Below are 26,558 nucleotides of genomic sequence, written 5' to 3'. Positions count from 1 at the left end.
CCCCGCACCACCTGAGGGCGGTGCGGGGCGGCGGCCGGACGTTCTCGGGCGGATCAGCCGTTGAGCCAGGCGCCGGTCGGGGGGACCGACGGCGGCGAGCTCGGGCCCGCCACGATCTTGACGATGTCGGCCTCCGGCAGCACCTGGTCCCAGGTCTGGATGTCGGCCACCGCGCCGTGCCAGGGGTCCGCCCACTGCCCGTTCGAGCTCAGCCGCCCGACCTGCAGGGTGTTGTTGCCGGACGGCTGCACCCCGGCCGACTTGGCCGAGGACTGCGGGGCGCCGTTGACGTACAGGGTGAGCGTCTGCGTCGGGTCGTCGTACACCCCGGTCAGCAGCACCCACTGGTTGACCGTCGCGTCGGTCTTGGACCAGGCGATCGCCGAACCGCCGCCCGGGACCTGGACCTTGAAGTACCACTGGTCGTGCCCGTTGTTGTTCGCCCGGCCCAGCGAGTAGGCGTAGTACTGGCCGTCGCCCTGGCTGACCGCGCTGCGGTTGCCGTCGGGCTTGTCGACCAGCACCCGCGCGGAGACGGTGAAGCTCTTGCTCACGTCGACGGCCTGGCCGGAGGTCGAGGCGAAGGAGTCCGGGCCGCTGGGCAGCTTGAGGACCTGTCCGGAGAAGCCGCTCATCGTCCCCGGCTTGGCGTCGGCGCCCAGGTTCAGCTCCGGGCCCTTCTTGGCCGGCAGGGTGCCGACGGTCGGCGGGCTGGTGATGCCCTTGACCGGCGGGGCGCTGCTCGCGGAGGAGGACGGGCCGTTCGAAGCGGAGCTGCTCGCCGAGACGACGGGGCCCGGCTTCTTGTCACTGTCCTTCTTGTACAGCCAGAAACCCGCGCCGGCGCCGGCCAGGACCACCACGGCGGTCGCCGCGCCGATCAGCTTGAGCCGGCGGCCGCGCTTGGCGGCCTTCTCGTTGCGCTCGGCCAGCGCCTCCCAGTCCGGCGTGCCGGACGAGGACGCCGGCGGCGGGAAGCCGGGCTGCTGCTGCCACTGCGGCGCGGGCTGCGGCGGCTGGGCGGCGGCGGGCTGCGCCTGCTGCGGGAAGGGCTGCGGCGCCTGCGGCTGGACGGGCTGCGGCGCCACCGGGCCCGGCTGCACCGGCTGCGGCGCCACCGGCCCGGGCTGCGGCGGCGCGGCTCCGCCCGGCTGCGGCACCGGGGGCACCGGCTGCGACGACGAACGGGACGTCATCTGCCGGGGCGGCTCGGAAGGTTCACCGGGCGGCGGCCCGAAGCCGGTCGCGGGGCCGAACGCACCGCTCGGAGACTGCGGTGGCACACCGGTGGCCGGAGCGGGCCCCCCGGCCGGTGCCTGCTGCGGTGGCGGGTAGGGCTGGCCCGGCTCGCCACTCGGTACCGGTCGATCGCTCATGGCCGGAATGCTAGGGCATCAGCCCGGCCACGCCCATGGCGGGTGCACGGACGAAACGTCAATGCTGTCAAGGGGGCGGCGGACAGCCCGCCTCACGAGACCCCGTTGTACGGAATCCTCCAGCGCTGGGAGACCACGTCCGCGCACGGGCGCAGCTGCGCCGCCGTCCCGTCCGCGAGCGCGCCGCCCGCGGTGCCCAGGCACAACCCCGAGTCCTGGTGCGTCAACTGCCCCCCGGCGGTGGGCACCCAGCGCTGCCCGGATCCGCCCGTGCACCCGGCCAGCGTGACCGAGGTCCGGTCGGCGCCGGGCGCCAGGCAGGCCGCTCCCCCGCGCAGCGATCCGTCGTTGCCCACCGTCCAACTGGTCGACGAGCCCTGGTCGCCACAGGCCCCGACGGTCACCGGGGCGCCGACCGGTCCACCGCCGCCGTGCCGCAGGCAGATCCCGGGCGCCCCGGCCGGGATCTCGCCGACCGGCAGCCCGACCCGGTTGTGGAAGGCGAACGACTCGCTGCGCAGGCCGGTGCCGCCGCTCCACACCTCGAAGCCGGCCTGCACCCGGCACAGGTAGGAGCTCTTGGGGACGTACCCGCGGGCCATCGCGTCGGCGGTGAACAGCCGCAGGTCCAGGCCCCGGGTGGTGTGGGTCGGCGTGGTGCGCACATAGCTGATCACACTGTGCGGGCCGGTGATCGGCGCCTGGAACACGTTGTACGCGGCGTCCCCGAACGGCTGGCCGTCGGCGACCTTGTCCCCGGCCGGGCGCACGTTGTCGGTGGCGTCCAGCCACACCATCAGCTCGGCGCTCTCCCCCGGCAGGCAGTTGTCCGGGCTGGAGCCGTACCAGAGGTCGAAGGACAGGTTGAAGGAGCCGCTCACCCGGCCGTTGGCGTCCCAGTCGGCCGTCGCGTCGCCGAGCGCGCTGACCGGCACCGGCAGCCCGCTCGCGCCGGGGGCGGTGGAGACATTGGGGTAGGCGCCCGGGGCCAGCGGGTTCTTGGGGACGAAGTCGCGGATCTGGGACACCGTGAAGCCGGTCTCGCCCACCGGGTCCACGCAGACCGTGCCCGCCGTGTTCCACGGGTTCGGTTCGAGGATCTTCGACCCGCCGTCCAACGCCAGCTTGGGGAAGGGGTTCTGCGGGGTCGAGCACTGACTCGCCGTCGCCGACGCGGTGGCGGCCGGCGGCTGCTCCACCGCCCCGACCTCGCCGCTGCACCCGGCCAGCAGCGCGGTGACCGCGCCGAACGCGGCGACCGCCCGCAGCCCGCGCGCCGCACGCCCGGCCCCACCGACCTCGATGTTCATCACGCTTCCCCGAACCGTCCTCGCCCCCTGGGCGGACAACCGTACACAAGTGCTCCGCCGGCACTCCGGTTCACATCACGATCGGAACTCGATATCGGTTCCGGATGGCTGACAGAAGAGGGGGGAGCGAATTCGCAGCGATGGGTCCCGTACGATCCTGGCGTCCCCCCGCAGCCCGACCGGGCAACGGCCGGCCCGCGGGGAGGGTTCAGATCAGTACGGCTTCGGGGGAGTAGAGCACGTGACTGTCACCGAGCCCGCGCGACTCGCGGGCAGCGGTCAACCACCCGTCTCACGACGCCGGAACCGGCGCGACCCGGCCGCCCGCAACCAGTGGGGTCTGCTCCCCCAACCGCCGGACAACACCGAGAAGTACCTGTACGCGCGGACCAACCTGTGGGTGCTGACCTGCTTCTCGCTGATCAGCTTCGGCTGCATGGTGGCCAGCGAGATCGGCCTGCTCAAAGCGACGCCGTGGTTCTTCGTCTTCGTCCCGCCGCTCGCCTTCACCGTCGTGTACTACCTGATCTCCCGGTGGGTGCACGGCTTCAACGAGACCTTCGACATCGCCGCGCACCGCGCGCTGGTCAAGTCCTGGCAGCCCGAGTGCTATCCGACCGTCGACATCTTCCTGCCCGTCGCCGGCGAGCCGATCGAGGTCCTGCACAACACCTGGACCCACGTCGCCCGGCTGCGCGACCAGTACCCGGGCGAGGTCACCCCGTACGTCCTCGACGACAGCAACAGCCCCCAACTCGCGCAGATGGCCGTCGACTTCGAATTCGTCTACGGCACCCGCAACAAGCTCGGCTGGTTCAAGAAGGCCGGGAACCTGCAGTTCGGCTTCCGCAATTCCGACAGCGACTACATCCTCATCCTGGACGCCGACTTCGCGCCCCGGCCGGACCTGCTGAACGAGATGCTCCCCTACATGGAGGCCAACCCCCGCCTCGGCATCGTCCAGTCCCCGCAGTTCTTCCGCATCCTCGACTCGCAGAACTGGATCGAGCGCGGCGCGGGCGCCGTCCAGGAGCTGTTCTACCGGACCGTCCAGGTCTCCCGGCAGCGTAACGACGGTGCCATCTGCGTGGGCAGCTGCGCGATATACCGGCGGGCCGCCCTGGAGGAGAACGGCGGCACCACACTGATCGGCCACTCCGAGGACGTGCACACCGGATTCGACCTGCGCCGCCTCGGCTGGGACCTGCAGTACGTACCCGTCGCCCTGGCCACCGGCGTCTGCCCGGACAACGTCGGCGGCTTCTTCAACCAGCAGTACCGCTGGTGCACCGGCTCCATGAGCCTGCTCGGCAGCCGGAAGTTCTGGCAGACCAAGCTGCGGCCGGTCACCCGTGCCTGCTACCTGTCCGGGTTCTTCTACTACATCCACACGGCGCTGTTCACCATCGTCTCGCCGCTCGTCCCGATCATCCTGCTGCTCGCCCGGCCCGACCTGGTCCGCTGGCAGAACACCGCGCTGGTGCTGCCCGGCCTGATCTACGCGACGGTCATCTTCCCGCTCTGGCACCGCAACCCCTACCGGCTGGAGGCCTGGGCGGCCCGCATGATGTACGGCTGGGCGCACGTCTTCGCCATCTGGGACATCGTGCGCCGCAACCGGATGGCCTGGCAGCCGACCGGCTCCAGCGGCGCCAAGAAGAACAAGACCCGCCGGTTCTGGATCGGTGTGATCGTCTGGGGCGGTGGGACCGCCCTGCTCTGGGTGGGGGTGAGCATCTGGCGGATGCTCACCATGGGCCCGCTGAACTTCGCCCTCGTCCTGGCCTCCGGCCTCTTCTACGCCACCATCGTCGGTCGGGTCCTCGTCCAGCCGCGCCCCACGGAAGCAGTGTGATCACCATGTCCGCCCACCCCCGACGGGCCGGCCTGCCCCGTCGTCGGCTGGCGCTCCCGCTGCTGACCGCCGCCCTGCTGCTCGCCACCGGCTGCGGCCCCGCGGACCCGGGCTTCGCGCTGCAGGAGAACCTCGCCCAGCCCGCGCCGACCGCCACCGCCGGCGGTCCCGGCGCGCCCGCCCGGAGCGCCCCCGCCAAGCCCAAGGCCCTGCCCACCGGCGTCCCGTACGACATCACCCCGCTGCTCAGGCCGGGCCACAAGTACCTCGGCGCCGCCCTGACCGGCGTGCCCGCCTCGATGGACGCGCTGCCCGACTACACCTCCGCGGTCGGCAAGCAGCCCAACGTCCTGGAGTACTACGCCCACTGGAAGGGCGGCTTCGACACCGCCGGCGTGCGCCGGATCAACGAGGCCGGGGCACTGCCCTTCATGGCCTGGGAGCCGTACGACCACTCGCTCGCCTCGATCGCGGCCGGCGACACCGACGACTACGTGCGCGGCGTGGCCAAGGCGGTCGCCAAGCTCAACCTGCCCATCGCCATCAGCATCGCGCACGAGATGAACGGCGACTGGTACCCGTGGGGCCGCAAGACCGCCAGCGCCCAGGACTTCGTCGCGGCCTGGCGCCACGTCCACGACATCTTCGACCAGGCCGGCGCGACCAACGTGATCTGGGTCTGGAGCCCCAACATCACCGTCCCCGCGCCCGACACCCGCCTCGCGCCGTACTACCCCGGCGACGACTACGTCGACTGGGCCGGCATGACCGGCTACTTCACCAACGACGGCCCCAAGACCTTCGAGAGCCTGTACGGCTCGACCATGGCCGAGATCCGCACCTTCTGCAAGAAGCCCTTCTTCATCAGCGAGACCGCCGCCGAGCAGGGCAGGAACCAGCACGCGTTCGTCGACCAGCTGTTCTCCGGGATGGAGGCGCACGACGACATCGTCGGCTTCATCTGGTTCAACATGATCAAGCGGGCGGACTGGCGGGTCGAGACCGTTCCGGACACCCTCTCCGCCTTCAAGCGGCACGTGTCCGCCCCCCGCTACGGCTTCGACATCCGGAACCCATGATGAGTACAGAGCCCGAGTTCTCCCCCGCCCCGAAGACCCCTGCCGCGAAGACCCCCGCCGCGAGGATCCCCGCCACCGAGGCGCCGGAGGCGGACGTGCCCGCGCCCCGCCGGGCCCCGGCGGCCACCACCACCGCCGCCACCGCCACCGCCACCGCCGCGCCCGTGGCCGTGGCCGTGACCGTGGACAACCCCGATGCCGTCGAGCTGGCTCCGTACACCATCCCGCAGGTCCCCGCGATCGGCTGGGACCCGGCCTCCAGCCCCCGGCGCCGCTGGATCGCCCGCGGCCTGCTCGGCGCCGTCCTGGGCGTCCAGGCCGCGCTCTCCCTGCGCCTGCTCGCCGCCGCGCACCCCGACGAGGCCACCACCATGGTCGCCGGCCGCCAGCAGCTCGCCCACCTCCTGCACGGCACCCCGGTCACCACCGACCTGCTCGACCGCGTCCCCGGCTCGCCCTGGCTGTACCCGCCGCTGGCCGGCGCCGCCGCGAACGCCGGCGGCATCTGGGGCACCCGGCTGCTCAGCCTCGGCTTCGCGCTGCTCACCACGGTGCTGCTGTACTCGCTGACCCGACGGCTCTTCAACGAGCGGGTCGCCATCTGCGGCATAGCCGCCTACGCCGTCCTGCAGTCCACCGTCGTGGTCGGCTTCTACGGCGCCCCCGAGTCCCTCGCCGTCCTGCTGGTCGCCCTCGCGGCCTGGACCACGGTGTTCACCGCCCGGCGCTCCCCGGCCCTGGTCCTGCTGGCCGCCCCGGCCGCGGCACTGGCCTGCGCCGTCGCCTACTCGGCGGCCTTCGCCGTCCCCGCCCTGGTCCTGCTGGCCCTGGCCTGCGCCTGGCCCCACCGCCGGCCCGGCCCGGCCGCCCTGCGCGCCCTCCTGCTGGCCCTCGGCACCGCCCTCCTCCTGCTGCCCTACGGCCTGCTGGGGAAGGTCGCCCACTGGTCCCCCTCGCACGGCAACGCCCCCGGCTCGACCGGCTCCATCCTGCTCGGCACCGTCCAGTGGGGCGGCCTGTTCACCGTCCTCGCGGTAGCCGGCACGGTCGCGTACACCCGCCGCGAGCAGATGCACGAACACGAGTCGCCCGAGAACGACGGCGTCGCCACCACCCGCGGCCAGCGCGTCCTGCTCGGCACCGTGCTGACCGCCACCGCGCTGCTGGTCCCGGCCGTCCACCTGTGGACCGGCACCTCCGGGGCGCTGTTCCGCCACCTCGGCTACGGCATGCTGCTCGCCGCCCCGCTCGCGGGGATCGGCCTCACCCGGCTGATCGGCGCCCACTTCCGCCACCCCCAGCTGGGCATCCTGGTCTGGGTCGCGTTGCTGGCCCTCGGCATGGAACAGTCCGCCCTGCGCTACCAGAACGGGCCCGACTCCGGCCGTCTGCTGGCCGTCCTCCGGGCGCACGCCGTCCCCCAGGGCCACTACCTCACCGAGGTCGACGGCCTCGCCGAGTACTACCTGGGCAGCGTCAGCAAACCCGAGCAGTGGGTCTCGGCGCGGGCCGGGACGGACTACCGCGACGGCGCCGGGGTGCAGCACCACGGCGCGGACGGCAGCACGGCCGCGATCCGGGACGGCTGGTTCACCATGGTCGTCCTCGACAGCACCGCCCCGGAGGCCACCGACCGGGCCCTGAGCGCCGCCCTGACCGCCAGCGGGCAGTACCGGCTGATCGCCCAGTTCACCTCCCCGACCGGTGATTCGAGCACGTACAAGGTGTACCTGAAGCACTGACAGCCCGCCGGAACCGCCGGCGCCCGCGACACGACAGGCACAACATATGGTGCCGCCTCAGCCCCTCGGCACTACATGTATGCTCGTCCTGCTGTCGATGCAGGGGAACCCGGTGGGAATCCGGGACTGCCCCGCAGCGGTGTGCGGGCGGCTCCAGCAGCCGTGTCCGCGAGTCCGAGTACCTGCCGACGGCGTGCCCACGGCCCTCCCGCAGAGGCCGCGCCAGCACCAGCAGTACACCTCCGGGCCTCGCGGGCGGGCCGGGGAGACACCGTCGCGCGGCGCCTTTGCGTTCGCGCCGTGCTCCCCTGCCCAGATCGGTCCGGTGCCACTCGATCACCGCCGCCGATCGCCGCCAGGAGAGAGCGCCTTGACCACCGCTGCCTCAGCCACCCTGCCCGCCCAGGGCTCCGGTACCGCCTTCACCGACCCGACGGTCTCCGACCCGGGCGGCGCGCTGCTGCGGCTTCTCACCGACCGCAGCGCCGACCTCACCGAGGTGGACCCCGGCCATGTCGCCGCCGCCGCGCTGCGCGGCCGCCACGCCGGCTCGGACTTCGCCGAGCTGCGCGGGCTGGCCGTGGACGCCGCCGCGTCGATGATCGCCGAGGACCCCCAGTACTCGAAGCTGGCGGCCCGCCTGCTCGCCCTGGAGATCGTCGACGAGGCGAACAGCCAGGGCGCGGTCTCCTTCGCCGCCTCGATCGCCGTCGGCCACACCGAGGGCCTGATCGGCGACACCACCGCGGCCTTCGTCGCCAAGCACGCCGCCGCCCTGGACGCGCTGATCGACACCGCCGGCGACGACCGCTTCGAGTACTTCGGCCTGCGCACCGTGCAGTCCCGCTACCTGCTGCGCCACCCGATCACCCGCAAGGTGATCGAGACCCCGCAGCACTTCCTGCTCCGCGTCGCCTGCGGCCTGGCGGTCAGCGACTCCGAGCAGTCGGTGCGCGAGGTGGCCGAGCTGTACGGCCTGATGAGCCGCCTGGAGTACCTGACCTCCTCGCCGACGCTCTTCAACTCCGGCACCCGGCACCCGCAGATGTCGAGCTGCTACCTGCTCGACTCCCCGCTGGACAACCTGGACTCGATCTACAACCGCTACGCGCAGATCGCCCGACTGTCCAAGCACGCCGGCGGCATCGGCCTGTCCTACTCGCGCATCCGCTCGCGCGGCAGCCTGATCCGCGGCACCAACGGCAAGTCCAACGGCATCGTCCCGTTCCTGCGCACCCTCGACTCCTCGGTCGCCGCGGTCAACCAGGGCGGCCGCCGCAAGGGCGCGGCCTGCGTCTACCTGGAGACCTGGCACGCCGACATCGAGGAGTTCCTGGAGCTGCGCGACAACACCGGTGAGGAGGCGCGCCGCACCCACAACCTCAACCTGGCGCACTGGATCCCGGACGAGTTCATGCGCCGGGTCAACGCCAACGCCGACTGGTCGCTGTTCTCTCCCGCCGACGTGCCCGAGCTGGTCGACCTGTGGGGGGCCGACTTCGACGAGGCGTACCGCAAGGCCGAGCAGGCCGGCAAGGCCGTCCGCACCATCCCGGCGCAGACCCTGTACGCCCGCATGATGCGCACCCTGGCGCAGACCGGCAACGGCTGGATGACCTTCAAGGACGCCTCCAACCGCGCCGCCAACCAGACCGCGCTGCCGGGCCGCACGGTGCACTCCTCCAACCTGTGCACCGAGATCCTGGAGGTCACGGACGACTCCGAGACCGCCGTCTGCAACCTGGGGTCGGTCAACCTCGGCGCGCACGTGGCGGACGGGGCCTCGGTCGAGGACCTGCTGGGCGCCATGGACTGGGAGCGCCTCGACGCCACCGTTCGTACGGCCGTCACCTTCCTCGACCGCGTGGTGGACATCAACTTCTACCCGACGACCGAGGCCGGGACGTCCAACTCCCGCTGGCGCCCGGTGGGCCTCGGCGTGATGGGCCTGCAGGACGTCTTCTTCAAGCTGCGGATCGACTTCGACTCGGCCGAGGCGAAGCAGCTGTCCACGCTCATCGCCGAGCGCATCATGCTCACCGCCTACGAGCGCTCCGCCGACCTGGCCGAGCAGCTGGGCCGCCACGAGGCCTACGGCGAGACCCGCGCCGCCCGCGGCGAGCTGCACATCGACCACTTCCCGAGCGCCGCCCCGCAGTGGGCCGACCGCTGGACGGCGCTGCGCGCCCGCATCGCCGAGACCGGCCTGCGCAACTCGCTGCTGCTCGCGATCGCCCCGACCGCGACCATCGCGTCCATCGCCGGCGTGTACGAGTGCATCGAGCCGCAGGTGTCCAACCTGTTCAAGCGCGAGACGCTCTCCGGCGAGTTCCTCCAGGTCAACCCGTACCTGGTGCGCGAGCTCAAGGAGCTCGGCGTCTGGGACCAGCAGACCCGCGACGCCCTGCGCGACGCCAACGGCTCCGTGCAGGAGTTCAACTGGCTGCCGGAGGAGGTCCGTTCGCTGTACCGCACCGCCTGGGAGCTGCCGCAGCGCGCGCTGATCGACCTGGCCGCGGCCCGTATGCCGTACCTGGACCAGAGCCAGTCGCTGAACCTGTTCATGGCGGCGCCGACCATCGGCAAGCTCAGCTCGATGTACGCCTACGCGTGGAAGGTCGGTCTGAAGACCACCTACTACCTGCGCTCGCGCCCGGCGACCCGCATCGCCCAGGCCGCCTCCGGTGCCGCCCGCGCCGCCGCGCCCGTGCCGGTGAACACCCCGACCCTCACCCCGGAGCAGGAAGCCGCCATCGCCTGCTCCCTGGAGAACCCCGAGTCCTGCGAGGCCTGCCAGTAATGTCCGACGACCGCGAGAAGATGCTGCTCGACCCCGGGTTCGAGCTGACCCTGCGCCCGATGCGCTACCCGTCCTTCTACGACCGGTACCGCGACGCGATCAAGAACACCTGGACCGTCGAGGAGGTGGACCTGCACTCCGACGTCGCCGACCTCGCCAAGCTCAGCGAGGGCGAGCGGCACATGATCGGCCGGCTGGTCGCCTTCTTCGCGACCGGTGACTCGATCGTCGCGAACAACGTCGTGCTGAGCCTCTACAAGCACATCAACTCGCCCGAGGCGCGGCTGTACCTCTCCCGGCAGCTGTTCGAAGAGGCTGTCCACGTTCAGTTCTACCTGACGCTGCTGGACACCTACCTGCCTGACCCGGAGGACCGCGCTGCGGCGTTCGCCGCCGTGGAGAACATCCCCTCCATCGCGCAGAAGGCCAAGTTCTGCTTCAAGTACATGAACGCGGTCGACCACATCGACTCGCTGCAGACCAAGGAAGACCGCCGCGCGTTCCTCCTGAACCTGATCTGCTTCGCCGCGTGCGTCGAGGGCCTGTTCTTCTACGGCGCCTTCGCCTACGTGTACTGGTTCCGCAGCCGTGGCCTGCTCCACGGCCTCGCGACCGGCACCAACTGGGTGTTCCGCGACGAGTCCATGCACATGGACTTCGCGTTCTCCGTGGTCGACACGGTTCGCGAGGAGGAGCCCGACCTCTTCGACGACGAGATGGCCAAGCAGGTCACGGAGATGCTGGAGGAGGCCGTCGAGGCCGAGCTCCAGTTCGCCCAGGACCTGTGCGGTGACGGCCTGCCCGGCATGAACACCGCCTCGATGCGCGAGTACCTCCAGGCCGTGGCCGACCAGCGCCTGGCGCGGCTCGGCCTGCCGATCCGCTACGGGTCGGCGAACCCGTTCGGCTTCATGGAGCTGCAGAACGTCCAGGAGCTGACCAACTTCTTCGAGCGCCGGGTGTCCGCGTACCAGGTGGCCGTCGAGGGTTCGGTCTCCTTCGACGACGACTTCTAAAGAGTCAGAGCCCTGACGGAGGGGGAGCGCCACTCGGCGCTCCCCCTCTCTCAGTAGTGGACCAGCACTCCGAGACACACGCTGACACCGCAAGTGCGCCCCGCTTGTCCGCCGAGCTTGCGGGCAGTTTGCGAGCGCCTGTGTCATGTTCCTGCTGGGGCCGGAATCGGCGGCCCCGCAGGAAGAGGAACCGTCAGGAGGCAGGGACATGAGCGAATTCGGCGCGGGGAGCAGCTCGGAAGGCACGACCGCCGGCAAAGCCCGCTTTGACGACATCTACGACCAGGCGGATCCGCGCGCGTACTTCACCCGGCTCGCGCCACTGGGCTACGAGATCCCGCACCATGCGCAGTCGGTGTTCCGCCGGACGGCCGACCTCCGGAATCGTGCCGAGGATGCCCGGGGGCGGCGGCTCGCGGTGCTGGACGTGTGCTGCTCCTACGGGATCAATGCCGCGCTGCTCAACCACGACCTCACCATGACCGACCTGTACGAGCACTACACGGGTCGCGAGGCGCAGAAGTTGTCGACGGACGAACTGATGGCGTGGGACAAGGAGTTCTACGCACAGCGCCGACGCCCGGACGCGTTTCCGGCGATCGGCCTGGACATCGCCGCCCGCGCGGTCCGCTATGCCCAGGCCGTCGGCCTGCTGGACGTCGGATGCACGGACAATCTCGAACTCCATCAGCCCGGAGCGCGGCTGAGTTCCGCCCTGGGGGACGTCGGACTGATCACCGTGACCGGCGGCGGAAGCTACATCACCCGGCGCACCTTCGACGCACTGCTGAGCCGAGCCCGGCGTCCGGTCTGGGTCAGCGCCTTCTGGTTGCGAACCGTGCCGTACGGTCCCATCGCCGACACGCTCGCCGCTCACGGTCTCCGCACGACGGCTGACACCGCCCGGACCCACCCTCAGCGCCGCTTCACCGGCGAACGCGAACAGCGGTTCGCCGTGGATGCCGTCCGGTCGCAGGGGATGGACCCGTCAGGCCGGGAGGAGGCGGGCTTGTTCCACACGGTGCTGTACGAGTCCCGCCCGTGAGGAGACGGGCCCTTGCTCCCCGCAAGGGCCCGCCGGGGAAGAGGCACCTCCATTGCCGAAGGAAGCGAAGCGCCGCCCAATCGAGGCCGCACGGTTCAGCCTCCTGGACGCACCCCCTCGGTAGCGGCCAACTCCCCCGCCCGACCCGGCGTTCACGCGGGGAGGGGCGGCAACGGCACCGCGCGCCGCCCGTCCGAATGAACTACCGGGCCACACCGGCACAACGCATCCGTACACGACCGACCCCCGGCTACCGTCCGGCGCACAGCCGAACGAAAGGGGCACCCCCGTGACGACCGGAATCCTCGACTACGAGAGCGACGCCATCGCCCAGCTCATGAGCATGGCGGAGGAGGACTGGACCGAACAGGAGCTCAAGGACGCCCTCCAGCGGGCAATCATGCTGGAGGTGTCGACCATCGCGCCCTACGCCACCGCCCTCTGGTCGATCACCGACCCGGACAACAGCAAGCCGGTCCGTCACACCATCCACGAGATCATCCTCGACGAGATGTACCACTTCGGGCTGGTCTGCAACATGCTGACCAGCATCGGCGGCACGGTCGTCCTCACCGACCCGCTCACCGTCCCGAAGTACCCGGGCGAGCTTCCCGGCGGCGTGAATCCCGGGCTGACGGTCTACCTCAGCGGGTTGAGCCGCGACTCGGCCAAGCTCTTCTCCGACATCGAGAAGCCCGAGAACCCGCTCGCCTTCGCGGTCGACGGCAACACCATCGGCGCCTTCTACCAGCGCATCGCCAACGTCTTCCCCAAGTTCGCCCACCTCCTCACCGGTCAGCGGCAGGTGATCTCCTCGCCCGGGCCGAACCGCAACATCACCGCGATGAACACCATCGACGACGTGCTGAAGGCGATCGACATCATCCAGAGCCAGGGCGAGGGGACCACGGCCTCCCCGGAGGACCCCTTCCCCAGCGGCCCGGGCGAACTCGCCCACTACTACGCCTTCAAGGAGATCGCCGTCGGCAAGAAGCTCGTCTTCAACAACACGACCCAGAAGTGGGAGTTCACCGGCGCCGACGTCCCGCTGCCGGCCACCTCCCCGGTCGCCCGGGTGCCCAAGGGCGGCTGGCCCCGCACCGGCGACCCCAACTCGCCCGACCAGCCCACCGCCAAGCTCCTGGACGCCTTCAACCAGCAGTACAGCGACATGATGCGCGCCCTCGAGAAGGCCTGGAGCGACGACCCGTCCGCGATCAACACCGCGATCGGCCTGATGTTCCAGATGCGCGCCACGGCCCAGCAGATCGAGGTCGTCAAGCTCCCCGCCGACCCCGGCTCCACCTACGGCCCCGAGTGGCTCCTCGTGTAGCCGGACAGCGCGAAGGCCGGTGCGGGAGACCGCACCGGCCTTCGCCGACTACTGCTGCTACTACCCGACCCTTACTCGTTCGGCACGGTCGCGTAGCGCGCGGTGCCCTCGGCCATCTGGCGCAGGGCGTCCTTGCGGTCCCGCTTCGACAGCTTGTCGATGTAGAGGGTGCCGTACAGGTGGTCGGTCTCGTGCTGGAGGCAGCGGGCGAAGAAGCCGGTGCCCTCGACCCGGATCGGCGCGCCGTCCTTGTCGACGCCGGTGACCGCCGCATAGTCCGGGCGCGGCAGTTCGGCGTAGGCGCCCGGGACGGACAGGCAGCCCTCGTTGCCGTCGTCGAGCACCCGGCGGCGGTCGGCCGGGTACTCCTCCAGCGTCGGGTTGATCACGTGGCCGATGTGGCGCACGCCCTCGTCGTCCGGGCAGTCGTAGACGAAGACCTTGAGGTCCACACCGATCTGGTTGGCCGCGAGGCCCACGCCCTCGGCGGCGTACATCGACTGGAACATGTCGTCGATCAGCGCGGACAGTTCGCCGTCGAAGGCGGTGACGTCCTTGACCTCGCGGTGCAGCACCGGGTTGCCCACGACGGTGATCGGACGCGCGGTGCCCTTGGTGAGGTCGGGCTCCTCACCGATCACCTTGGCCGGCGCCTCGGGCGCCGCCCCCTCCACGTCGTGCTCGTGCTCGTGGTCGTGCTGCTCCGCCATGTCTTCCGCTTCCATAGGTCTACGCGTACCTCACCAGGGTACTCAGCACACTTCTTCGAGATCCCGATAAGCCCGGGTTCCCGGGGCGGCCGCGACCCAGCGGTCCAGCAGGGTGCGGACCAGGTTCGCCGGGGCGGCGATCCCGCACTCGCGCTCGACCAGCCAGGACATCCCGGCGGCGCCGCCCTGGCTGAGGTGGCTGAGGTGGCCGGGGTGGGCGGCGTCGCCGTCGTCGTGCGGGTCGTGGTGGGCGACGATGCCGTCGTCGGAGGCCATCCGGCTCTCCGAGCAGGCCCGGCACAGCAGCCGCACCGAGGAGGTCCAGTCCTCGGCGGCGTAGCCGGCCTCGGCGACCAGCCGCTCCAGGGCGTCCCGGTCGCCGGACGTGGCGGCCTGCAACAGCACCACGTAGGTCGGCACCGGGGAGGGCGCCCAGAGCTCGATCTCGTCGAACACCGGGTAGGCGACGCCGTCGGTGACCCGCTCGCCGTGCGGGGCGCCGTCGTGCAGCACCACCTCGCCCCAGCGGCGGCCGGAGGAGGGCAGCGGGATGGACAGCACCTCGATCCGGGCCGGGTCCAGGCGCCGGCCCCACACCACCTCGGACTCGCCCTCCGGGGACAGCCGCACCGGGGTGGTGCCGAGGTCCAGGCTGACCGGGCCGTCCACGCCGGGGCCGCCGGGCAGCTTGAGCCCGTACGCCTGCCAGGCGCGGCGGGCCAGCGGCCAGTCCTGCAGGGCGGTGGCGGTGATGCCGAGGTTCCACCAGTCGGGGGCGCCGTGCTCGCGGTCCAGCAGGGCGACGGCGCGCAGGCCGGCCGAGCGGGCCTGCTCCCAGTCCCGGCGGAACTTGTGCAGCAGGGCGAGGTTGAACCAGGAGTCGGACAGCCAGGGCTCCAGGTCGGCGGCCATCACCAGCAGGGCGCCGGCGTCCTCGTAGCGGCCGTCGCCGATCAGCGTGAAGGCCCGATCGGTCGTCTGCCGCCAGGTGGCGGACGGCCGGTGCCGTGCCCGGTGGAAGATCCTCACGTTCGTCCCTGCCGTCGTCGTCCGCTCAAGTCCCGTGACCGACGGGCCCGTCCCGTCCTCGACGGGGTCCGGGTCCCGGTGCCCCGGGTCGGTGTTCCACGCTACGACCGCATCCAACCACGCTCGCCCCCGCCCGCGCTCCCCACCGCCGAGGTTGGGGCCCGCCCCTCCCCAGCCTGCCCGCCGGAGCGCGCCTCCTCAACCCCTGGACGCACGGGCCCGACCCGAGGCCGAGCGGGCCTCGATCCACCGACGGGACGGTCGCGGACGGGACGGGCTCAGCCGCGCGCCTGCCCGCCGACCCGGACCAGGGCGTCCACCACCCGGGCGTCGTAGAGCCGGCCGCGGCCCAGCCGCAGCACCTCCAGCGCCTCCAGCCGCCCCACCGCCTCGCCGACGCCCCGGCCGCGGGCCGTGGTCAGCAGGTCGTCGTGGGCGTTGGCGACCCGGATGATCCGGGCGGCCAGGGGCGCCGAGCCCTCGCCGCCGACCGGCCCGGCGCAGGGATCGGCCAGCCGGGCGACCTGCTCGGCGACCTGCCGGGGCACCCCGGTGCGGCTGATCACCTCGCTGCCGAGGCGGGCGATGCGCTGCTGCTCGTCGCAGGGCAGCAGCGCGGTGGCGCCGTCCGGTACGGGCTCGACCAGGGACAGCTGGCCGACGTCGTGCATCAGCGCCGCGTACTCCAGCAGGGCGAGCTCCCGGGTGCCCAGCCCCAGCTCGCGGCCGAGCGCGCACGCCGTGTCCGCCACCCGGCGCGCATGCCCGTGCGGGGTGTAGCCGGCCACCTCGGTGGCCCGGGCCAGGCTCGCGATGGTCTGCCCGGTGGTGGCCCGCACCGCGGCGGCCCGCCGGAAGGACACCTGGGCGAGCAGCAGCGGGGTGCAGAACAGCGGCAGCGCCCACAGCCCCACCTCGCCGGCCGCGAGGCTGACCAGCATCCCGGTGGCGACGATCGCCGAGCCGATCCCGAACAGCGAGCGCAACTCGTCCTCCAGCGCCGCCGGGAGCCGCAGCCCGCTCTCGGGGCCGGCCGAGTCGCAGCGCAGCAGTGCCGCCAGGGTGGCGTCGCAGAGCGCCGCCAGGGCGGCGACCGTGGTCAGGAACGCCCCGTAGGCCGGGCCCTCGGGAGAGAAGCGGTCGACCAGGCCGCCGTTGTACAGCGGCTGGAAGACGGCGGCGGCGAAGCCGACCGCGAGCAGTCGGCGGGCGGCGCCGTCCCGGCGGGCCGGGTCGGCCCAGGGCGGGCGCCGGTGCGGGCGCTCGGGGCGGTGCGGCAGAGCGAGGCCGGGCAGCCAGGCCAGCAGCAGGCCGGCCCCGGTCACGGCGACCACCTGGAGCGTGCCGTGTGCGGTGGGCACTCCGCGCAGCGGCCCGAGCAGGGCGTACGCCAGCGCGCCGGCCGCGCCGATGGGCGCCTGCTCGCGATCACCCGGAAGGGTGATCCGGACGCACTCGCCGAGCGCGATCAGCGCGGTGAACGCCAGCGCGACCCCCGGCTCCGCGACCCCGCGCAGCGCGACCGCGCCGAGCGCGAGCGCCAGCAGCACGGCGGCGGCCGTGTGCACCGCGCGGGCGGTGCGTCCGCGGGCCGCCCGGCCGGGCGTCGCCCGACCGGACCCCGTACGGCCGGAGCCGGCCCGACCGGGGCCCGTCACGGCTGCCCGACCGCGGGCACGGTCCCGCCCTGGGCGGGCACCCGGCCGGGCGCGGCCCGCACCGGCTCGGGCACCCCGAGCGGGATGTCCGGGACGGCCCGTACGCAGTCCTCGGAGTGCACCACCGGCTGCCAGTCGTGCGCGGCCAGCGCGTCGATCAGGGCGCGCACCATCACCGGGTCGAACTGGCTGCCCGAGCAGCGCTCCAGCTCGGCCACCGCCTCGGTGACCGGGCGCCCACGCCGGTAGGAGCGGGTGGAGGTCATCGAGTCGAAGGCGTCGGCGACCGAGATGATCCGGGCGAACTCGGGGATCTGCTCGCCGGCCAGCCCGCTGGGGTAGCCGCGCCCGTCCATCCGCTCGTGGTGGTGGAGGATCCCGGCGTGCGCCTCGCCGAGGAAGTCGATCCCGCGCACCAGCTCGTACCCGTACACCGGGTGGACCTCCACGGCCCGGCGTTCGTCCTCGCTGAGGGGACCGTTTCTGCGCAGCAGCTCGGTGGCCACCCCCAGCTTGCCGACGTCGTGCAGGATCCCGGCGAAGCGCAGGGTGCGCAGCCGCTCGGCCTCCATGCCGAGCTGAGTGGCGATCAGCACCGAGGCCCGGCCGACCCGTTCGCTGTGCCCGCGGGTGTACGCGTCCTTGATCTCCACGGCCTGCACCAGCGACTGCACGGTGGCCTGGTGGGCGTCCCGCTCGCGCTGGCCCTGGGCGAACACCCAGGCGGAGATGGACAGCGGCAGCAGGGCCAGCAGCGCGGCGAACGCCCCGTACGGGCCCTGCCAGAGCACCGAGACCATCAGCCCGCCGGCCGCGTGCACCAGCACCGGCAGCCCGCACACCGAGCAGGCCCCGCGCAGCACCACCCCGGCCCCACGGCCCTCGCCGAGCATCACCATCACCCCCACCACCACCCCGTTGACCAGGCAGAACGTGACGACGGCGACGAAGCCCGGCACGAGCGCGGCCGGGAAGCGGGAGCCGAGCAGCAGCTGCGGGCCACGCAGCAGGTGGAAGGCGACGGAGGAAGCGAAGGCGCACAGCGCGAGCTGCGCGCCGTTGAACAGCTGGCGCCGGCGGCAGCCGGGCCCGGTCGGGCCGCCGAGCAGCGCGGCGGGGGCGGCGACCAGGGCGGCGGCGGCCGGCGGGAGCATCAGCACCCCGGCGAACAGCACCGGGAAGAAGGCGTTCACCCCGGGCCGGGCGGGGGCGCGCCTGGTGGGCGCGGGGCGGCGCAGCAACCGGCGCACCAGAAGCGAGCAGGGGGTGGGCAGGCCCTGAGCGAGCGACTCCCAGCAGCCGTGCAGGAAGGCCAGCAGTCCGACCTTGGGCCAGTCCACCGGGTGGCCGAACCAGCGCGGCACCCCGGGGGTCACGGCCTGCGGCAGCAGCGGCAGCAGGCAGCACAGCGCCGCCACCGGGACGGCCACCAGGTAGCGCGCCGCCCCCTGCGGCAGGGTCGCGCCTCCACTGTCGGTAGCGATCTCGACCTCCCCGCCGTCCGGGCCCGTGTTGCCTCAGCGCGCCGGGGGCACCGACGGTGAGCGTCCGTCAGGAGGATAGGCCGCCGCCCGGGCACGGGGACGCATGATCGCGCGATGACGCAGTTGGCGCACCGCCAACTCACTCGAACGAGTGACGGCGCATGCGAGCAGAACGGGAGCGGCCCCGGGAGCGCACGCTCCCGGGGCCGCTGAACTCCTTGCCCGAACCGCCGGGCCGCCCTCGTCGACGGGCCGGCGCACTACCGCGCGCGGTCGGCGGCCGCGTGACCGCGCGCCGACCGGCCGCTCACTCCGCCGGGGCGCCGGCCTCGACCGGCGCACCGGGGCGCACGGCCGGCTCCTCGGCCGCGCCCTCCCCCGCCTGGGCCTGGGCCTTCGTCATAGTCGGCGCCGGGCGGGCGGACTCGGCGTGCACCTCGACCGAGGTCTCCGCGGCGACCACCACCGGCTCTCCCGAGCGCTGCCCGGCCCGGATCGAGTCGATCCTCGCCAGCACCTTGCCGCGCAGGTCGGTCGGGGTGTCGTCGCAGCCGCAGGAACGCTTGATCAGCGCCTTGATCGCCTGCTCCAGCCCGTACTGCTTCAGGCACGGCGAGCACTCCTCGAAGTGCACGCGCAGCTTGGCGCAGTCACCCTCGGCCATCTCGTTGTCGAGGAATTCATAGAGGTGGTCGAGGACCTCGCCACACTCCGTTTCGTGCGGATCGCCGCAGCTCATGAGCCCGAGCCCTTCGCTTCCTGCCCTGCCCCGCTGCCGGCCGGGACCAGCCCGCGCTCACGGGCGTAATCCTCCAGCATGCCGCGCAGCTGCCGGCGGCCGCGGTGCAGCCGGGACATCACCGTACCGATGGGAGTACCCATGATGTCCGCGATCTCCTTGTACGCAAAGCCTTCTACGTCCGCGAGATAGACGGCGATCCGGAATTCCTCCGGAATGGCCTGGAGCGCGTCCTTCACATCGCTGTCGGGGAGGTGGTCGAGCGCCTGGGTCTCGGCCGAGCGCAGACCGGTCGACATGTGCGACTCGGCCCGGGCCAGCTGCCAGTCCTCGATCTCCTCCGCCGCGGTGCGCTGGGGCTCCCGCTGCTTCTTGCGGTACGAGTTGATGAACGTGTTGGTGAGGATGCGGTACAGCCAGGCCTTGAGGTTCGTGCCCTCACGGAACTGGTGGAAGGACGCGTACGCCTTGGCGAACGCCTCCTGGAGCAGGTCCTCCGCATCCGCCGGGTTGCGCGTCATGCGCAGCGCCGCCGAATACATCGGATCCAGGTAGCCCAGGGCGTCGCGCTCGAAGCGCTCCCGCCGGGCCTCCTCGGTCTCCTCCGCCGACACCCGGAAGGTGTCCTCGCCGATCGCCTCGGCCAGCTCCTCACCGGTGAGCGCCTCGTCCGCAGGCAGGGCCTCGTCCGGGCCACGGCCCGGCTCGGCCTCGTGCTCGGTCCCGACGACCGGACCCACCTCCTCGGCATGACGGGAACGACCCACGGCGGGCCGCCCAGAAATGGAGGATATCGGGCTGACGGGCTTCTCGCCCGCATCGAGCCACTCCGACCAGGAAGGGGCGAACGCCGTGGTGGCCTCGCGCTCCTCAGGCCGTTCGGGGCACGCGATCGAACCCATCTGCCCTGCCTCTCACCGGTGACTCGTGCTGACGGACACGACAACCACCCGGGCCCCGCCCGCATTCCCGCCCGCGCACACCATTCACTCGCACGAGTGAGCGATCGCGAACTCCCTGCTCACGGCCACCCCGGGCGCCCCGCTCACGGCCCTCCCGGCGACGACCCGCTCACGGCCCTCCCGGCGACGACCCGCTCACACCAGCCGCAGCACCCAGTCCCCCACCGCCGAGCAGATCAGCCCCAGCACCTCGTCCTCCCCGACCGGCGCCCGCTTGGGCACCGCGAACCCGTGACCGCCGTACGGCACCTCCACCAGCTCGTGCCCCCGCGGCAGCTCCGGGAACTCCGCCGGCCCGCCGAACGGATCCGCCGTACCCTGCACCACCAGCGTCGGCAGCCCCGACTCCAGCAGCTCCTGCGCCCGGCTCTTCTCCGGCCTGCCCGGCGGGTGCAGCGGGAACGCCAGCGCCACCACCCCCACCGCCCCGGTCGACGCCCCCGTACGGCACGCCACCCGCGCCCCGGCGCTGCGCCCGCCGACCACCAGCGGCAGCCCCTGCCCGGCCAGCCGCTCCGCCACCGGCCGCCAGCCCAGGTCCAGGGTCTTCGGCGCCGGCCCCAGCTTCCTGCCCGCCACCCGCCACGGCTGCTCGACCAGCGCCACGGTGATCCCGCGCGGCGGCAGCCGCTCGGCCAGCGCCACCAGGTCCGGCGCCGCGGTCCCGCCGCCCGCGCCGTGCCCCAGCGCCAGCACGGCCCTCGGGGCGGCCGCCCGGTGGTAGGTGATCCGGGCCTCGCCGGCTCCGGTGGCAACGAGTTCGGAGGTGGTCATCTCAGCGGCTCCAGCCGGCTTGAATCCAAGGACGTGGATCCGGGACGCGAGTCCGGACGACGTCAGAACAATGTGGTCTCGTACTCGGTCTCGACCCACGGCTCCTTGAGCTCCGGGCCGTTGTTGCGGATGCTGCCGACCGCCGGGGACACCGGGGTGGCCAGCAGCGCGCCGGGCGGCGGGGGTACCAGCAGTCGGCGCAGGCGGTCCGGGTCGCTCAGCCGCGGGTCCAGCCACTCGCCCCAGGACTCCCGGTCGAGGAACAGCGGCATCCGCTCGTGGATCGGTGCCAGCGCCTCCTCGGCGTCCGTGGTGACGATCGTGAACGTCACCAGCCAGGCCTGCGGATGCTGCGGCGGCACCGCCCGGTCGCGCCAGAACTCGTACAGCCCGGCCAGCGCCAGCGGGCCGCCGTCCGCCCGGGAGACGAAGAACGGCTTCTTGCGCGCCTTGCCCCGCTCGCCCGGCACCGTCTGCCACTCGTAGTAGCCGTCCACCGGCAGGATGCACCGCCGCGAGGCGAAGGCCTGCCGGTACGCCGGCTTCTCGTGCACCGTGTCCGACCGGGCGTTGATCATCTTCACCGCCGTCCCGGCGGAGTCCGACCACGGCGGCACCAGCCCCCAGCGCAGCGCCCGCAGCTGCCGCAGCGGCCGCGGCCGCTCCTCGGACAACCGCTCCAGCACCACGAACGCGCTGGTGGTCGGCGCCACGTTCCAGTTCGGGTCCAGGGTCTCCTCGGGATCCCAGTACTCCACGTCGAACAGCTCGACGATGTCCTCGGGCTTGCTGCTGGCTGCGAAGCGACCGCACATGCGGGCCAGCTTGCCATGCCGCCCCTTCTCACCCCTTCCTCATCCCCGACCGGAACCGCCCGCTCCCACCCACCCGTCCCCGCATGGGAGGCTGCCCCGAACGGCCCAACGCACCGAACGGAGGCGAGACCCCCCGATGAACGCCAACGACCAGAACCTCGGCGCCCTGTGGGACCAGGTCACCGGCACCCAGGCCGCCCCGCCCGGCTGGCTCGTCCTGGCCACCGGCGCCGCCGCCCTGCTCACCGTCCTCGCCCGCCCGCTCTGGCACGTCGCCCGCAACGCCGTCACCATCGCCCACGAAGGCGGCCACGGCCTCGCCGCGCTCGCCACCGGCCGCAAACTCGCCGGCATCCGGCTGCACTCCGACACCTCCGGCCTCACCCTCTCCTACGGCCGCCCCACCGGCCCCGGCATGGTCCTCACCGCCGCCGCCGGCTACACCGCCCCCGCCCTGCTCGGCCTCGGCTGCGCCGCCCTGCTCGCCGCCGACCGGATCACCCTGCTGCTGTGGCTCGCCATCGCCCTGCTGCTGGCCCTGCTCATCCGCGTGCGCAACGCCTTCGGCCTGTTCACCGTCCTGGTCGCCGGCGGCGCCTTCTTCCTGGTCTCCTGGTTCGGCAGCGCCCAGGTCCAGGCCGGCTTCGCCTACCTCGGCTGCTGGTTCCTGCTCATCGGCGCGGTGCGCCCCGTCCTGGAACTCCAGCACCAGCGCCGCATCGGCTGGGCCCGCGACTCCGACGCCGACCAACTCGCCCGGCTCACCCACGTCCCCGCCCTCGCCTGGGTCACCGTCTTCCTGCTCGTCGCCCTCGCCTGCCTCGCCCTCGGCGCCGCCTGGCTGCTCCAGCCCCTGCACTGACCGCCACGCCCACCCGCCCGGGGCGCGGGCCGGCGAGTATCGCCATGCGGCCACCGACCGGGGTCGTTCCGGTACGGCGCCTAGACTGGCCCCCATGACCGAGACCCTGTGGCCCGCCCCCGTCGCCACCGCCCCCGTCGACGCCACCGTCACCATCCCCGGCTCCAAGTCGGTCACCAACCGGGCCCTGGTGCTGGCGGCACTCGCCGACGGACCCGGCTGGGTGCGCCGCCCGCTGCGCAGCCGCGACTCCCAGCTGATGGCCGACGGCCTGCGCGCCCTCGGGGTCACCATCGAGGAGAAGGTCAACAACGACTCCGGCGGCACCGGCGGCGGCGAGGCCTGGCGGGTCATCCCCGCCCCCGTCCTGCGCGGCCCCGCCAACGTCGACGTCGGCAACGCCGGCACCGTGATGCGCTTCCTGCCCCCGCTCGCCGCCCTCGCCGACGGCCCCGTCCACTTCGACGGCGACCCGCGCAGCCACGAGCGCCCCCAGCACGGCGTGATCAACGCCCTGCGCGCGCTCGGCGCCCGCATCGAGGACGACGGCCGCGGCACCTTCCCGCTCACCGTCCACGGCACCGGCGGCCTCGACGGCGGCCCGGTCGAACTGGACGCCTCCTCCTCGTCCCAGTTCGTCTCCGCCCTGCTGCTCTCCGGCGCCCGCTACAACCACGGCGTCGAGGTCCGGCACGTCGGCGGCCCCGTCCCCTCCCTGCCGCACATCCGGATGACCGTCGAGATGCTGCGCCTGGCCGGCGCCCAGGTCGACGCCCCCGAGGACGGCGGCGAGAAGGACGTCTGGCGGGTCACCCCCGGCGCCCTGCTCGGCCGCGACCTGGTGGTCGAGCCCGACCTGTCCAACGCGGCGCCGTTCTTCGCCGCCGCCCTGGTCACCGGGGGCCGGGTCACCGTCCGCGACTGGCCCAAGCACACCACCCAGCCCGGCGACCAGCTGCGCGACCTCTACACCCGGATGGGCGGCGCCTGCGAGTTCACCGACGAGGGCCTGCAGTTCACCGGCACCGGCCGGATCCACGGCATCGAGGCCGACCTGCACGACGTCGGCGAGCTCACCCCGGTGATCGCGGCCGTCGCCGCCCTCGCCGACTCCGAGTCCCACCTGTACGGCATCGCCCACCTGCGCCTGCACGAGACCGACCGGCTCGCCGCGCTCGCCAAGGAGATCAACGACCTCGGCGGCGACGTCAGCGAGACCGAGGACGGCCTGCGGATCCGCCCCCGCCCGCTGCACGGCGGCGTCTTCCACACCTACGAGGACCACCGCCTGGCCACCGCCGCCGCGGTGGTCGGCCTCGCCGTGCCCGGCGTCGAGGTGGAGAACGTGGCCACCACCGCCAAGACCCTGCCCGACTTCCCCAAGATGTGGTCGGAGCTGCTCGGCGGAGCGGCGGCGGACGCCTGAGCGGAGACTGAAGCCATGCGCCGCTACGGCAAGGACGCCGACGAGGACGACATCCGCAACCGCCCCGCCCGCCGGGGCTCCCGGCCGCGGACCCGGATCCGGCCCAAGCACGAGGACGCCGCCGAGGCGATGGTGCTGACCGTCGACCGCGGCCGGCTCACCTGCCTGATCGACCCGGGCACCAAGCAGGAGCGCCAGGTCGTCGCCATGAAGGCCCGCGAGCTGGGCCGCAAGGGCGTCGTCGTCGGCGACGTCGTCAGCCTGGTCGGCGACCTCTCCGGGGACACCGACACCCTCGCCCGGATCGTGCGGGTCGAGGAGCGCAGCTCCGTGCTGCGGCGCACCGCGGACGACGACGACCCGTACGAGCGGATCGTCGTCGCCAACGCGGAGCAGCTGGCCATCGTCACCGCCCTGGCCGACCCCGAGCCCCGCCCCCGGCTGATCGACCGCTGCCTGGTCGCCGCCTACGACGCGGGCATGGAACCGCTGCTGGTGCTCACCAAGTCCGACCTCGCCCCGGCCGCCCCGCTGCTGGAGTCCTACGCCCCGCTCGGCATCGCCTACGTCGTCACCCGCCGGGACGAACTGGAGACCACCGGCGCCGAGGCCGTCCGCGAGCACCTGCGCGGACGCTCCACGGTGTTCATCGGCCACTCCGGCGTCGGCAAGACCACCCTGGTCAACGCCCTCGTCCCGGACCGCCAGCGGCAGACCGGCCAGGTCAACGCCGTCACCGGCCGCGGCCGGCACACCACCGTCTCCGCTCTCGCGCTGCGGCTGCCCCCGCCGCCCGGCGCCAAGGCGGGCTCCAAGAAGGCGCTCAACTCCGGCTGGGTGATCGACACCCCCGGCTTCCGCTCCTTCGGCCTCTCGCACATCGACCCGTCCCGGGTCATCCACGCCTTCCCCGACCTGGAGCCCGGCACCGTCGACTGCCCGCGCGCGTGCAGCCACGACGAACCGGACTGCGCCCTGGACGCCTGGGTCGCCGAGGGCCACGCCGAGGCCGCCCGGCTCTACTCGCTGCGCCGTCTGCTGGCCAGCAAGGAGTCCCGCGAGGGCGACTGAGGCTCTCCCCCGGTCCGTGGGCCGTTCGAGGTGTCGGAGCGGGCCCGCCTGGCGATCATAGGAAAGTCGGGCCGGGCACGGTCCGTCCGTCGATCGACAGGAAGGGCACGCGATGGCATGGGCCCTGGTGGTCCTGGCCGGCCTGCTGGAGACCGGCTTCGCGATCAACCTCAAGCTCAGCGAGGGCTTCACCAAGCTCTGGCCCACCGTCAGCTTCTGCGTGTTCGCCCTCGGCAGCTTCGGCCTGCTCACCCTGTCCCTGAAGAGCCTGCCGGTCGGCCCCGCCTACGCGGTGTGGACCGGCATCGGCGCGGCCGGCACCGCGGTCTACGGCATGGTCTTCCTGGACGAGACCACCTCGGTGCTCAAGCTGGTCTCCATCTCCCTGGTGATCGCCGGCGTGATCGGCCTGCAGCTCAGCGGCACCGCCCACTAGCCGTGAGGCGTTCGGTGGGAGGCGTCCGGTGGGAGGCGTCCCGCTCCGCGAGCCCGGCTGTGCCGATCGGGACGGGCTCGCTAGGGTTTCGGACATGGCCGACTACCACGACGATCTCCGACTCGCCCATGTCCTCGCCGACTCGGCCGACTCGGTCACCCTGGAGCGCTTCCGCGCCCTCGACCTGACGGTCGAGACCAAGCCGGACCTCACCCCCGTCAGCGACGCCGACAAGGCCGCCGAGGAACTCGTGCGCGGCGTGCTCCAGCGCGCCCGGCCGCGCGACGCTGTCCTCGGCGAGGAGTTCGGCCTGCAGGGCTCGGGCCCGCGCCGCTGGGTGATCGACCCGATCGACGGCACCAAGAACTACATCCGCGGCGTCCCGGTCTGGGCCACCCTGATCGCCCTGCTGGAGGACGGCCCGGACGGCGTCCAGCGCCCGGTGGTCGGCATCGTCTCCGCCCCGGCGCTGCAGCGCCGCTGGTGGGCCGCCAAGGGCCTGGGCGCCTTCGCCGGCCGCAGCCTGGCCAAGGCCTCCCGGATCCACGTCTCCGGGGTGTCCCGGATCGAGGACGCCTCCCTCTCCTACTCCTCCCTCACCGGCTGGGAGGACCGCGGCCGCCTCGACCCGTTCCTGGACCTCACCCGCGCCTGCTGGCGCACCCGCGCCTACGGTGACTTCTGGTCCTACATGATGCTCGCCGAGGGCGCCGTGGACATCGCCGCCGAGCCCGAGCTGTCGCTGTGGGACATGGCCGCACCCTGCATCGTGGTCGAGGAGGCCGGCGGCCGCTTCACGGGCCTGGACGGCATCCCCGGCCCCGGCGGCGCCGACGCCGTCGCCTCCAACGGCCTGCTGCACGAGGAGACCCTGCGGCGGCTGAGCGTCTGATCCGCCCCGGAGGCGAGCGGGCGAGTCCCCCGCCCCGAGCCGAAGGGGCGCGCCGGTGCCGAAAGGGAGAAGCGACAAGCGAGGCACGAGCGCCGGAGCGTCGACCGTCGGCACCGGGCCAGGAGCGCCCCAGAGGCGAGCTGG

General features: G+C 72.8%; 21 protein-coding genes, 1 pseudogene and 1 riboswitch. Of the genes and pseudogenes, 12 read left to right on the top strand and 10 right to left on the bottom strand.

The annotated features are described in order from the left end of the window. Positions 1–53: 53 nt before the first annotated feature. Entirely contained in the window at positions 54–1,196 is a 1,143-nt protein-coding gene (locus tag ACFVWU_RS36540; RefSeq protein WP_387628979.1) for a LamG-like jellyroll fold domain-containing protein, read from the bottom strand. A gap of 272 nt (positions 1,197–1,468) precedes the next feature. Continuing rightward, the gene (locus ACFVWU_RS36535; protein ID WP_387628976.1) at positions 1,469–2,686 is read right to left on the bottom strand and encodes a ricin-type beta-trefoil lectin domain protein; all 1,218 of its coding nucleotides are present in this window, start codon (positions 2,684–2,686) and stop codon (positions 1,469–1,471) included. A 436-nt stretch (positions 2,687–3,122) separates the two neighbouring features. Between ACFVWU_RS36535 and ACFVWU_RS36530 the strand changes: the two genes are divergently transcribed. From ACFVWU_RS36530 to ACFVWU_RS36500, 7 genes are all read left to right on the top strand, one after another. Next, positions 3,123–4,541 (top strand): glycosyltransferase family 2 protein, encoded by a 1,419-nt coding sequence (locus ACFVWU_RS36530; protein ID WP_387628984.1) that lies wholly within the window; start codon positions 3,123–3,125, stop codon positions 4,539–4,541. A gap of 5 nt (positions 4,542–4,546) precedes the next feature. Continuing rightward, entirely contained in the window at positions 4,547–5,620 is a 1,074-nt protein-coding gene (locus ACFVWU_RS36525; RefSeq protein WP_387628973.1) for a glycoside hydrolase family 26 protein, read from the top strand. Beyond that, positions 5,620–7,362, top strand: coding sequence for a glycosyltransferase family 39 protein (locus ACFVWU_RS36520; protein WP_387628971.1), 1,743 nt, complete (start codon positions 5,620–5,622; stop codon positions 7,360–7,362). The genes ACFVWU_RS36525 and ACFVWU_RS36520 overlap by 1 nt, the downstream gene beginning before the upstream one ends. Positions 7,363–7,424: 62 nt before the next feature. Next, a riboswitch (cobalamin riboswitch) is annotated at positions 7,425–7,567 on the top strand. Between the two features lie 189 nt (positions 7,568–7,756). Continuing rightward, the gene (locus ACFVWU_RS36515) at positions 7,757–10,162 is read left to right on the top strand and encodes a ribonucleoside-diphosphate reductase subunit alpha (protein ID WP_387628981.1); all 2,406 of its coding nucleotides are present in this window, start codon (positions 7,757–7,759) and stop codon (positions 10,160–10,162) included. Beyond that, positions 10,162–11,178, top strand: a complete 1,017-nt coding sequence (locus ACFVWU_RS36510) for a ribonucleotide-diphosphate reductase subunit beta (RefSeq protein WP_387628968.1) — start codon at positions 10,162–10,164, stop codon at positions 11,176–11,178. Before ACFVWU_RS36515 ends, ACFVWU_RS36510 begins: the two co-directional genes overlap by 1 nt. 208 nt (positions 11,179–11,386) lie before the next feature. Then, entirely contained in the window at positions 11,387–12,223 is an 837-nt protein-coding gene (locus ACFVWU_RS36505; RefSeq protein WP_387628965.1) for a hypothetical protein, read from the top strand. A 289-nt stretch (positions 12,224–12,512) separates the two neighbouring features. Next, entirely contained in the window at positions 12,513–13,556 is a 1,044-nt protein-coding gene (locus ACFVWU_RS36500) for a ferritin-like protein (RefSeq protein WP_387628962.1), read from the top strand. Between the two features lie 71 nt (positions 13,557–13,627). Here the strand turns inward: ACFVWU_RS36500 and def are convergent. The 8 genes and pseudogenes from def to ACFVWU_RS36460 form a co-directional block, all read right to left on the bottom strand. Beyond that, a pseudogene (gene def, locus ACFVWU_RS36495) lies at positions 13,628–14,167 on the bottom strand (peptide deformylase); the annotation flags it as partial. Positions 14,168–14,308: 141 nt separating this feature from the next. Further along, positions 14,309–15,295 carry a tetratricopeptide repeat protein gene (locus tag ACFVWU_RS36490; protein ID WP_387628960.1) on the bottom strand — a complete coding sequence of 329 codons (987 nt, stop codon included), beginning with the start codon at positions 15,293–15,295 and terminating at the stop codon, positions 14,309–14,311. 278 nt (positions 15,296–15,573) lie between these two features. Continuing rightward, entirely contained in the window at positions 15,574–16,863 is a 1,290-nt protein-coding gene (locus tag ACFVWU_RS36485) for an HD-GYP domain-containing protein (protein ID WP_387628958.1), read from the bottom strand. Between the two features lie 86 nt (positions 16,864–16,949). Beyond that, positions 16,950–18,383, bottom strand: coding sequence for an HD-GYP domain-containing protein (locus ACFVWU_RS36480; protein WP_387628955.1), 1,434 nt, complete (start codon positions 18,381–18,383; stop codon positions 16,950–16,952). Between the two features lie 361 nt (positions 18,384–18,744). Beyond that, positions 18,745–19,176 carry a mycothiol system anti-sigma-R factor gene (rsrA, locus tag ACFVWU_RS36475; protein WP_387628953.1) on the bottom strand — a complete coding sequence of 144 codons (432 nt, stop codon included), beginning with the start codon at positions 19,174–19,176 and terminating at the stop codon, positions 18,745–18,747. Next, positions 19,173–19,823, bottom strand: coding sequence for a sigma-70 family RNA polymerase sigma factor (locus ACFVWU_RS36470; RefSeq protein WP_167349734.1), 651 nt, complete (start codon positions 19,821–19,823; stop codon positions 19,173–19,175). Before ACFVWU_RS36470 ends, rsrA begins: the two co-directional genes overlap by 4 nt. A 450-nt stretch (positions 19,824–20,273) precedes the next feature. After that, on the bottom strand, positions 20,274–20,912 hold the full coding sequence (locus ACFVWU_RS36465) for an alpha/beta family hydrolase (RefSeq protein WP_387628951.1): 639 nt from the start codon (positions 20,910–20,912) through the stop codon (positions 20,274–20,276). Positions 20,913–20,974: 62 nt separating this feature from the next. After that, positions 20,975–21,727, bottom strand: coding sequence for an SOS response-associated peptidase (locus ACFVWU_RS36460; RefSeq protein WP_387628949.1), 753 nt, complete (start codon positions 21,725–21,727; stop codon positions 20,975–20,977). A 136-nt stretch (positions 21,728–21,863) separates the two neighbouring features. On the opposite strand from ACFVWU_RS36460, the gene ACFVWU_RS36455 reads away from it, so the two are divergent. The 5 genes from ACFVWU_RS36455 to hisN all read left to right on the top strand — a co-directional run bounded on the left by ACFVWU_RS36455 (position 21,864) and on the right by hisN (position 26,414). After that, positions 21,864–22,589 carry a M50 family metallopeptidase gene (locus tag ACFVWU_RS36455; RefSeq protein WP_387628947.1) on the top strand — a complete coding sequence of 242 codons (726 nt, stop codon included), beginning with the start codon at positions 21,864–21,866 and terminating at the stop codon, positions 22,587–22,589. Between the two features lie 94 nt (positions 22,590–22,683). After that, positions 22,684–24,015, top strand: coding sequence for a 3-phosphoshikimate 1-carboxyvinyltransferase (aroA, locus tag ACFVWU_RS36450; RefSeq protein ID WP_387628944.1), 1,332 nt, complete (start codon positions 22,684–22,686; stop codon positions 24,013–24,015). Positions 24,016–24,030: 15 nt separating this feature from the next. Beyond that, the gene (gene rsgA / locus ACFVWU_RS36445; RefSeq protein ID WP_380615440.1) at positions 24,031–25,086 is read left to right on the top strand and encodes a ribosome small subunit-dependent GTPase A; all 1,056 of its coding nucleotides are present in this window, start codon (positions 24,031–24,033) and stop codon (positions 25,084–25,086) included. A gap of 112 nt (positions 25,087–25,198) precedes the next feature. Then, entirely contained in the window at positions 25,199–25,522 is a 324-nt protein-coding gene (locus ACFVWU_RS36440; protein WP_363569454.1) for a multidrug efflux SMR transporter, read from the top strand. A 94-nt stretch (positions 25,523–25,616) separates the two neighbouring features. Beyond that, positions 25,617–26,414 (top strand): histidinol-phosphatase, encoded by a 798-nt coding sequence (hisN, locus tag ACFVWU_RS36435; RefSeq protein WP_387628941.1) that lies wholly within the window; start codon positions 25,617–25,619, stop codon positions 26,412–26,414. Positions 26,415–26,558 lie beyond the last annotated feature (144 nt).

This window comes from Kitasatospora sp. NPDC058190 (assembly GCF_042883685.1).
GTDB lineage: Bacteria > Actinomycetota > Actinomycetes > Streptomycetales > Streptomycetaceae > Kitasatospora.
This window is presented reverse-complemented; position numbering and strand designations above follow the sequence as displayed.

Excerpts from the sequence above, each read along its gene's own strand:
- ACFVWU_RS36540 (WP_387628979.1), bottom strand. The coding sequence starts at position 1,196 with ATGACGTCCCGTTCGTCGTCGCAGCCGGTGCCCCCGGTGCCGCAGCCG.
- ACFVWU_RS36535 (WP_387628976.1), bottom strand. The coding sequence starts at position 2,686 with ATGAACATCGAGGTCGGTGGGGCCGGGCGTGCGGCGCGCGGGCTGCGG.
- ACFVWU_RS36530 (WP_387628984.1), top strand. The coding sequence starts at position 3,123 with ATGGTGGCCAGCGAGATCGGCCTGCTCAAAGCGACGCCGTGGTTCTTC.
- ACFVWU_RS36525 (WP_387628973.1), top strand. The coding sequence starts at position 4,547 with ATGTCCGCCCACCCCCGACGGGCCGGCCTGCCCCGTCGTCGGCTGGCG.
- ACFVWU_RS36520 (WP_387628971.1), top strand. The coding sequence starts at position 5,620 with ATGAGTACAGAGCCCGAGTTCTCCCCCGCCCCGAAGACCCCTGCCGCG.
- ACFVWU_RS36510 (WP_387628968.1), top strand. The coding sequence starts at position 10,162 with ATGTCCGACGACCGCGAGAAGATGCTGCTCGACCCCGGGTTCGAGCTG.
- ACFVWU_RS36505 (WP_387628965.1), top strand. The coding sequence starts at position 11,387 with ATGAGCGAATTCGGCGCGGGGAGCAGCTCGGAAGGCACGACCGCCGGC.
- rsrA (WP_387628953.1), bottom strand. The coding sequence starts at position 19,176 with ATGAGCTGCGGCGATCCGCACGAAACGGAGTGTGGCGAGGTCCTCGAC.
- ACFVWU_RS36465 (WP_387628951.1), bottom strand. The coding sequence starts at position 20,912 with ATGACCACCTCCGAACTCGTTGCCACCGGAGCCGGCGAGGCCCGGATC.
- ACFVWU_RS36460 (WP_387628949.1), bottom strand. The coding sequence starts at position 21,727 with ATGTGCGGTCGCTTCGCAGCCAGCAGCAAGCCCGAGGACATCGTCGAG.
- ACFVWU_RS36455 (WP_387628947.1), top strand. The coding sequence starts at position 21,864 with ATGAACGCCAACGACCAGAACCTCGGCGCCCTGTGGGACCAGGTCACC.
- aroA (WP_387628944.1), top strand. The coding sequence starts at position 22,684 with ATGACCGAGACCCTGTGGCCCGCCCCCGTCGCCACCGCCCCCGTCGAC.
- rsgA (WP_380615440.1), top strand. The coding sequence starts at position 24,031 with ATGCGCCGCTACGGCAAGGACGCCGACGAGGACGACATCCGCAACCGC.
- ACFVWU_RS36440 (WP_363569454.1), top strand. The coding sequence starts at position 25,199 with ATGGCATGGGCCCTGGTGGTCCTGGCCGGCCTGCTGGAGACCGGCTTC.
- hisN (WP_387628941.1), top strand. The coding sequence starts at position 25,617 with ATGGCCGACTACCACGACGATCTCCGACTCGCCCATGTCCTCGCCGAC.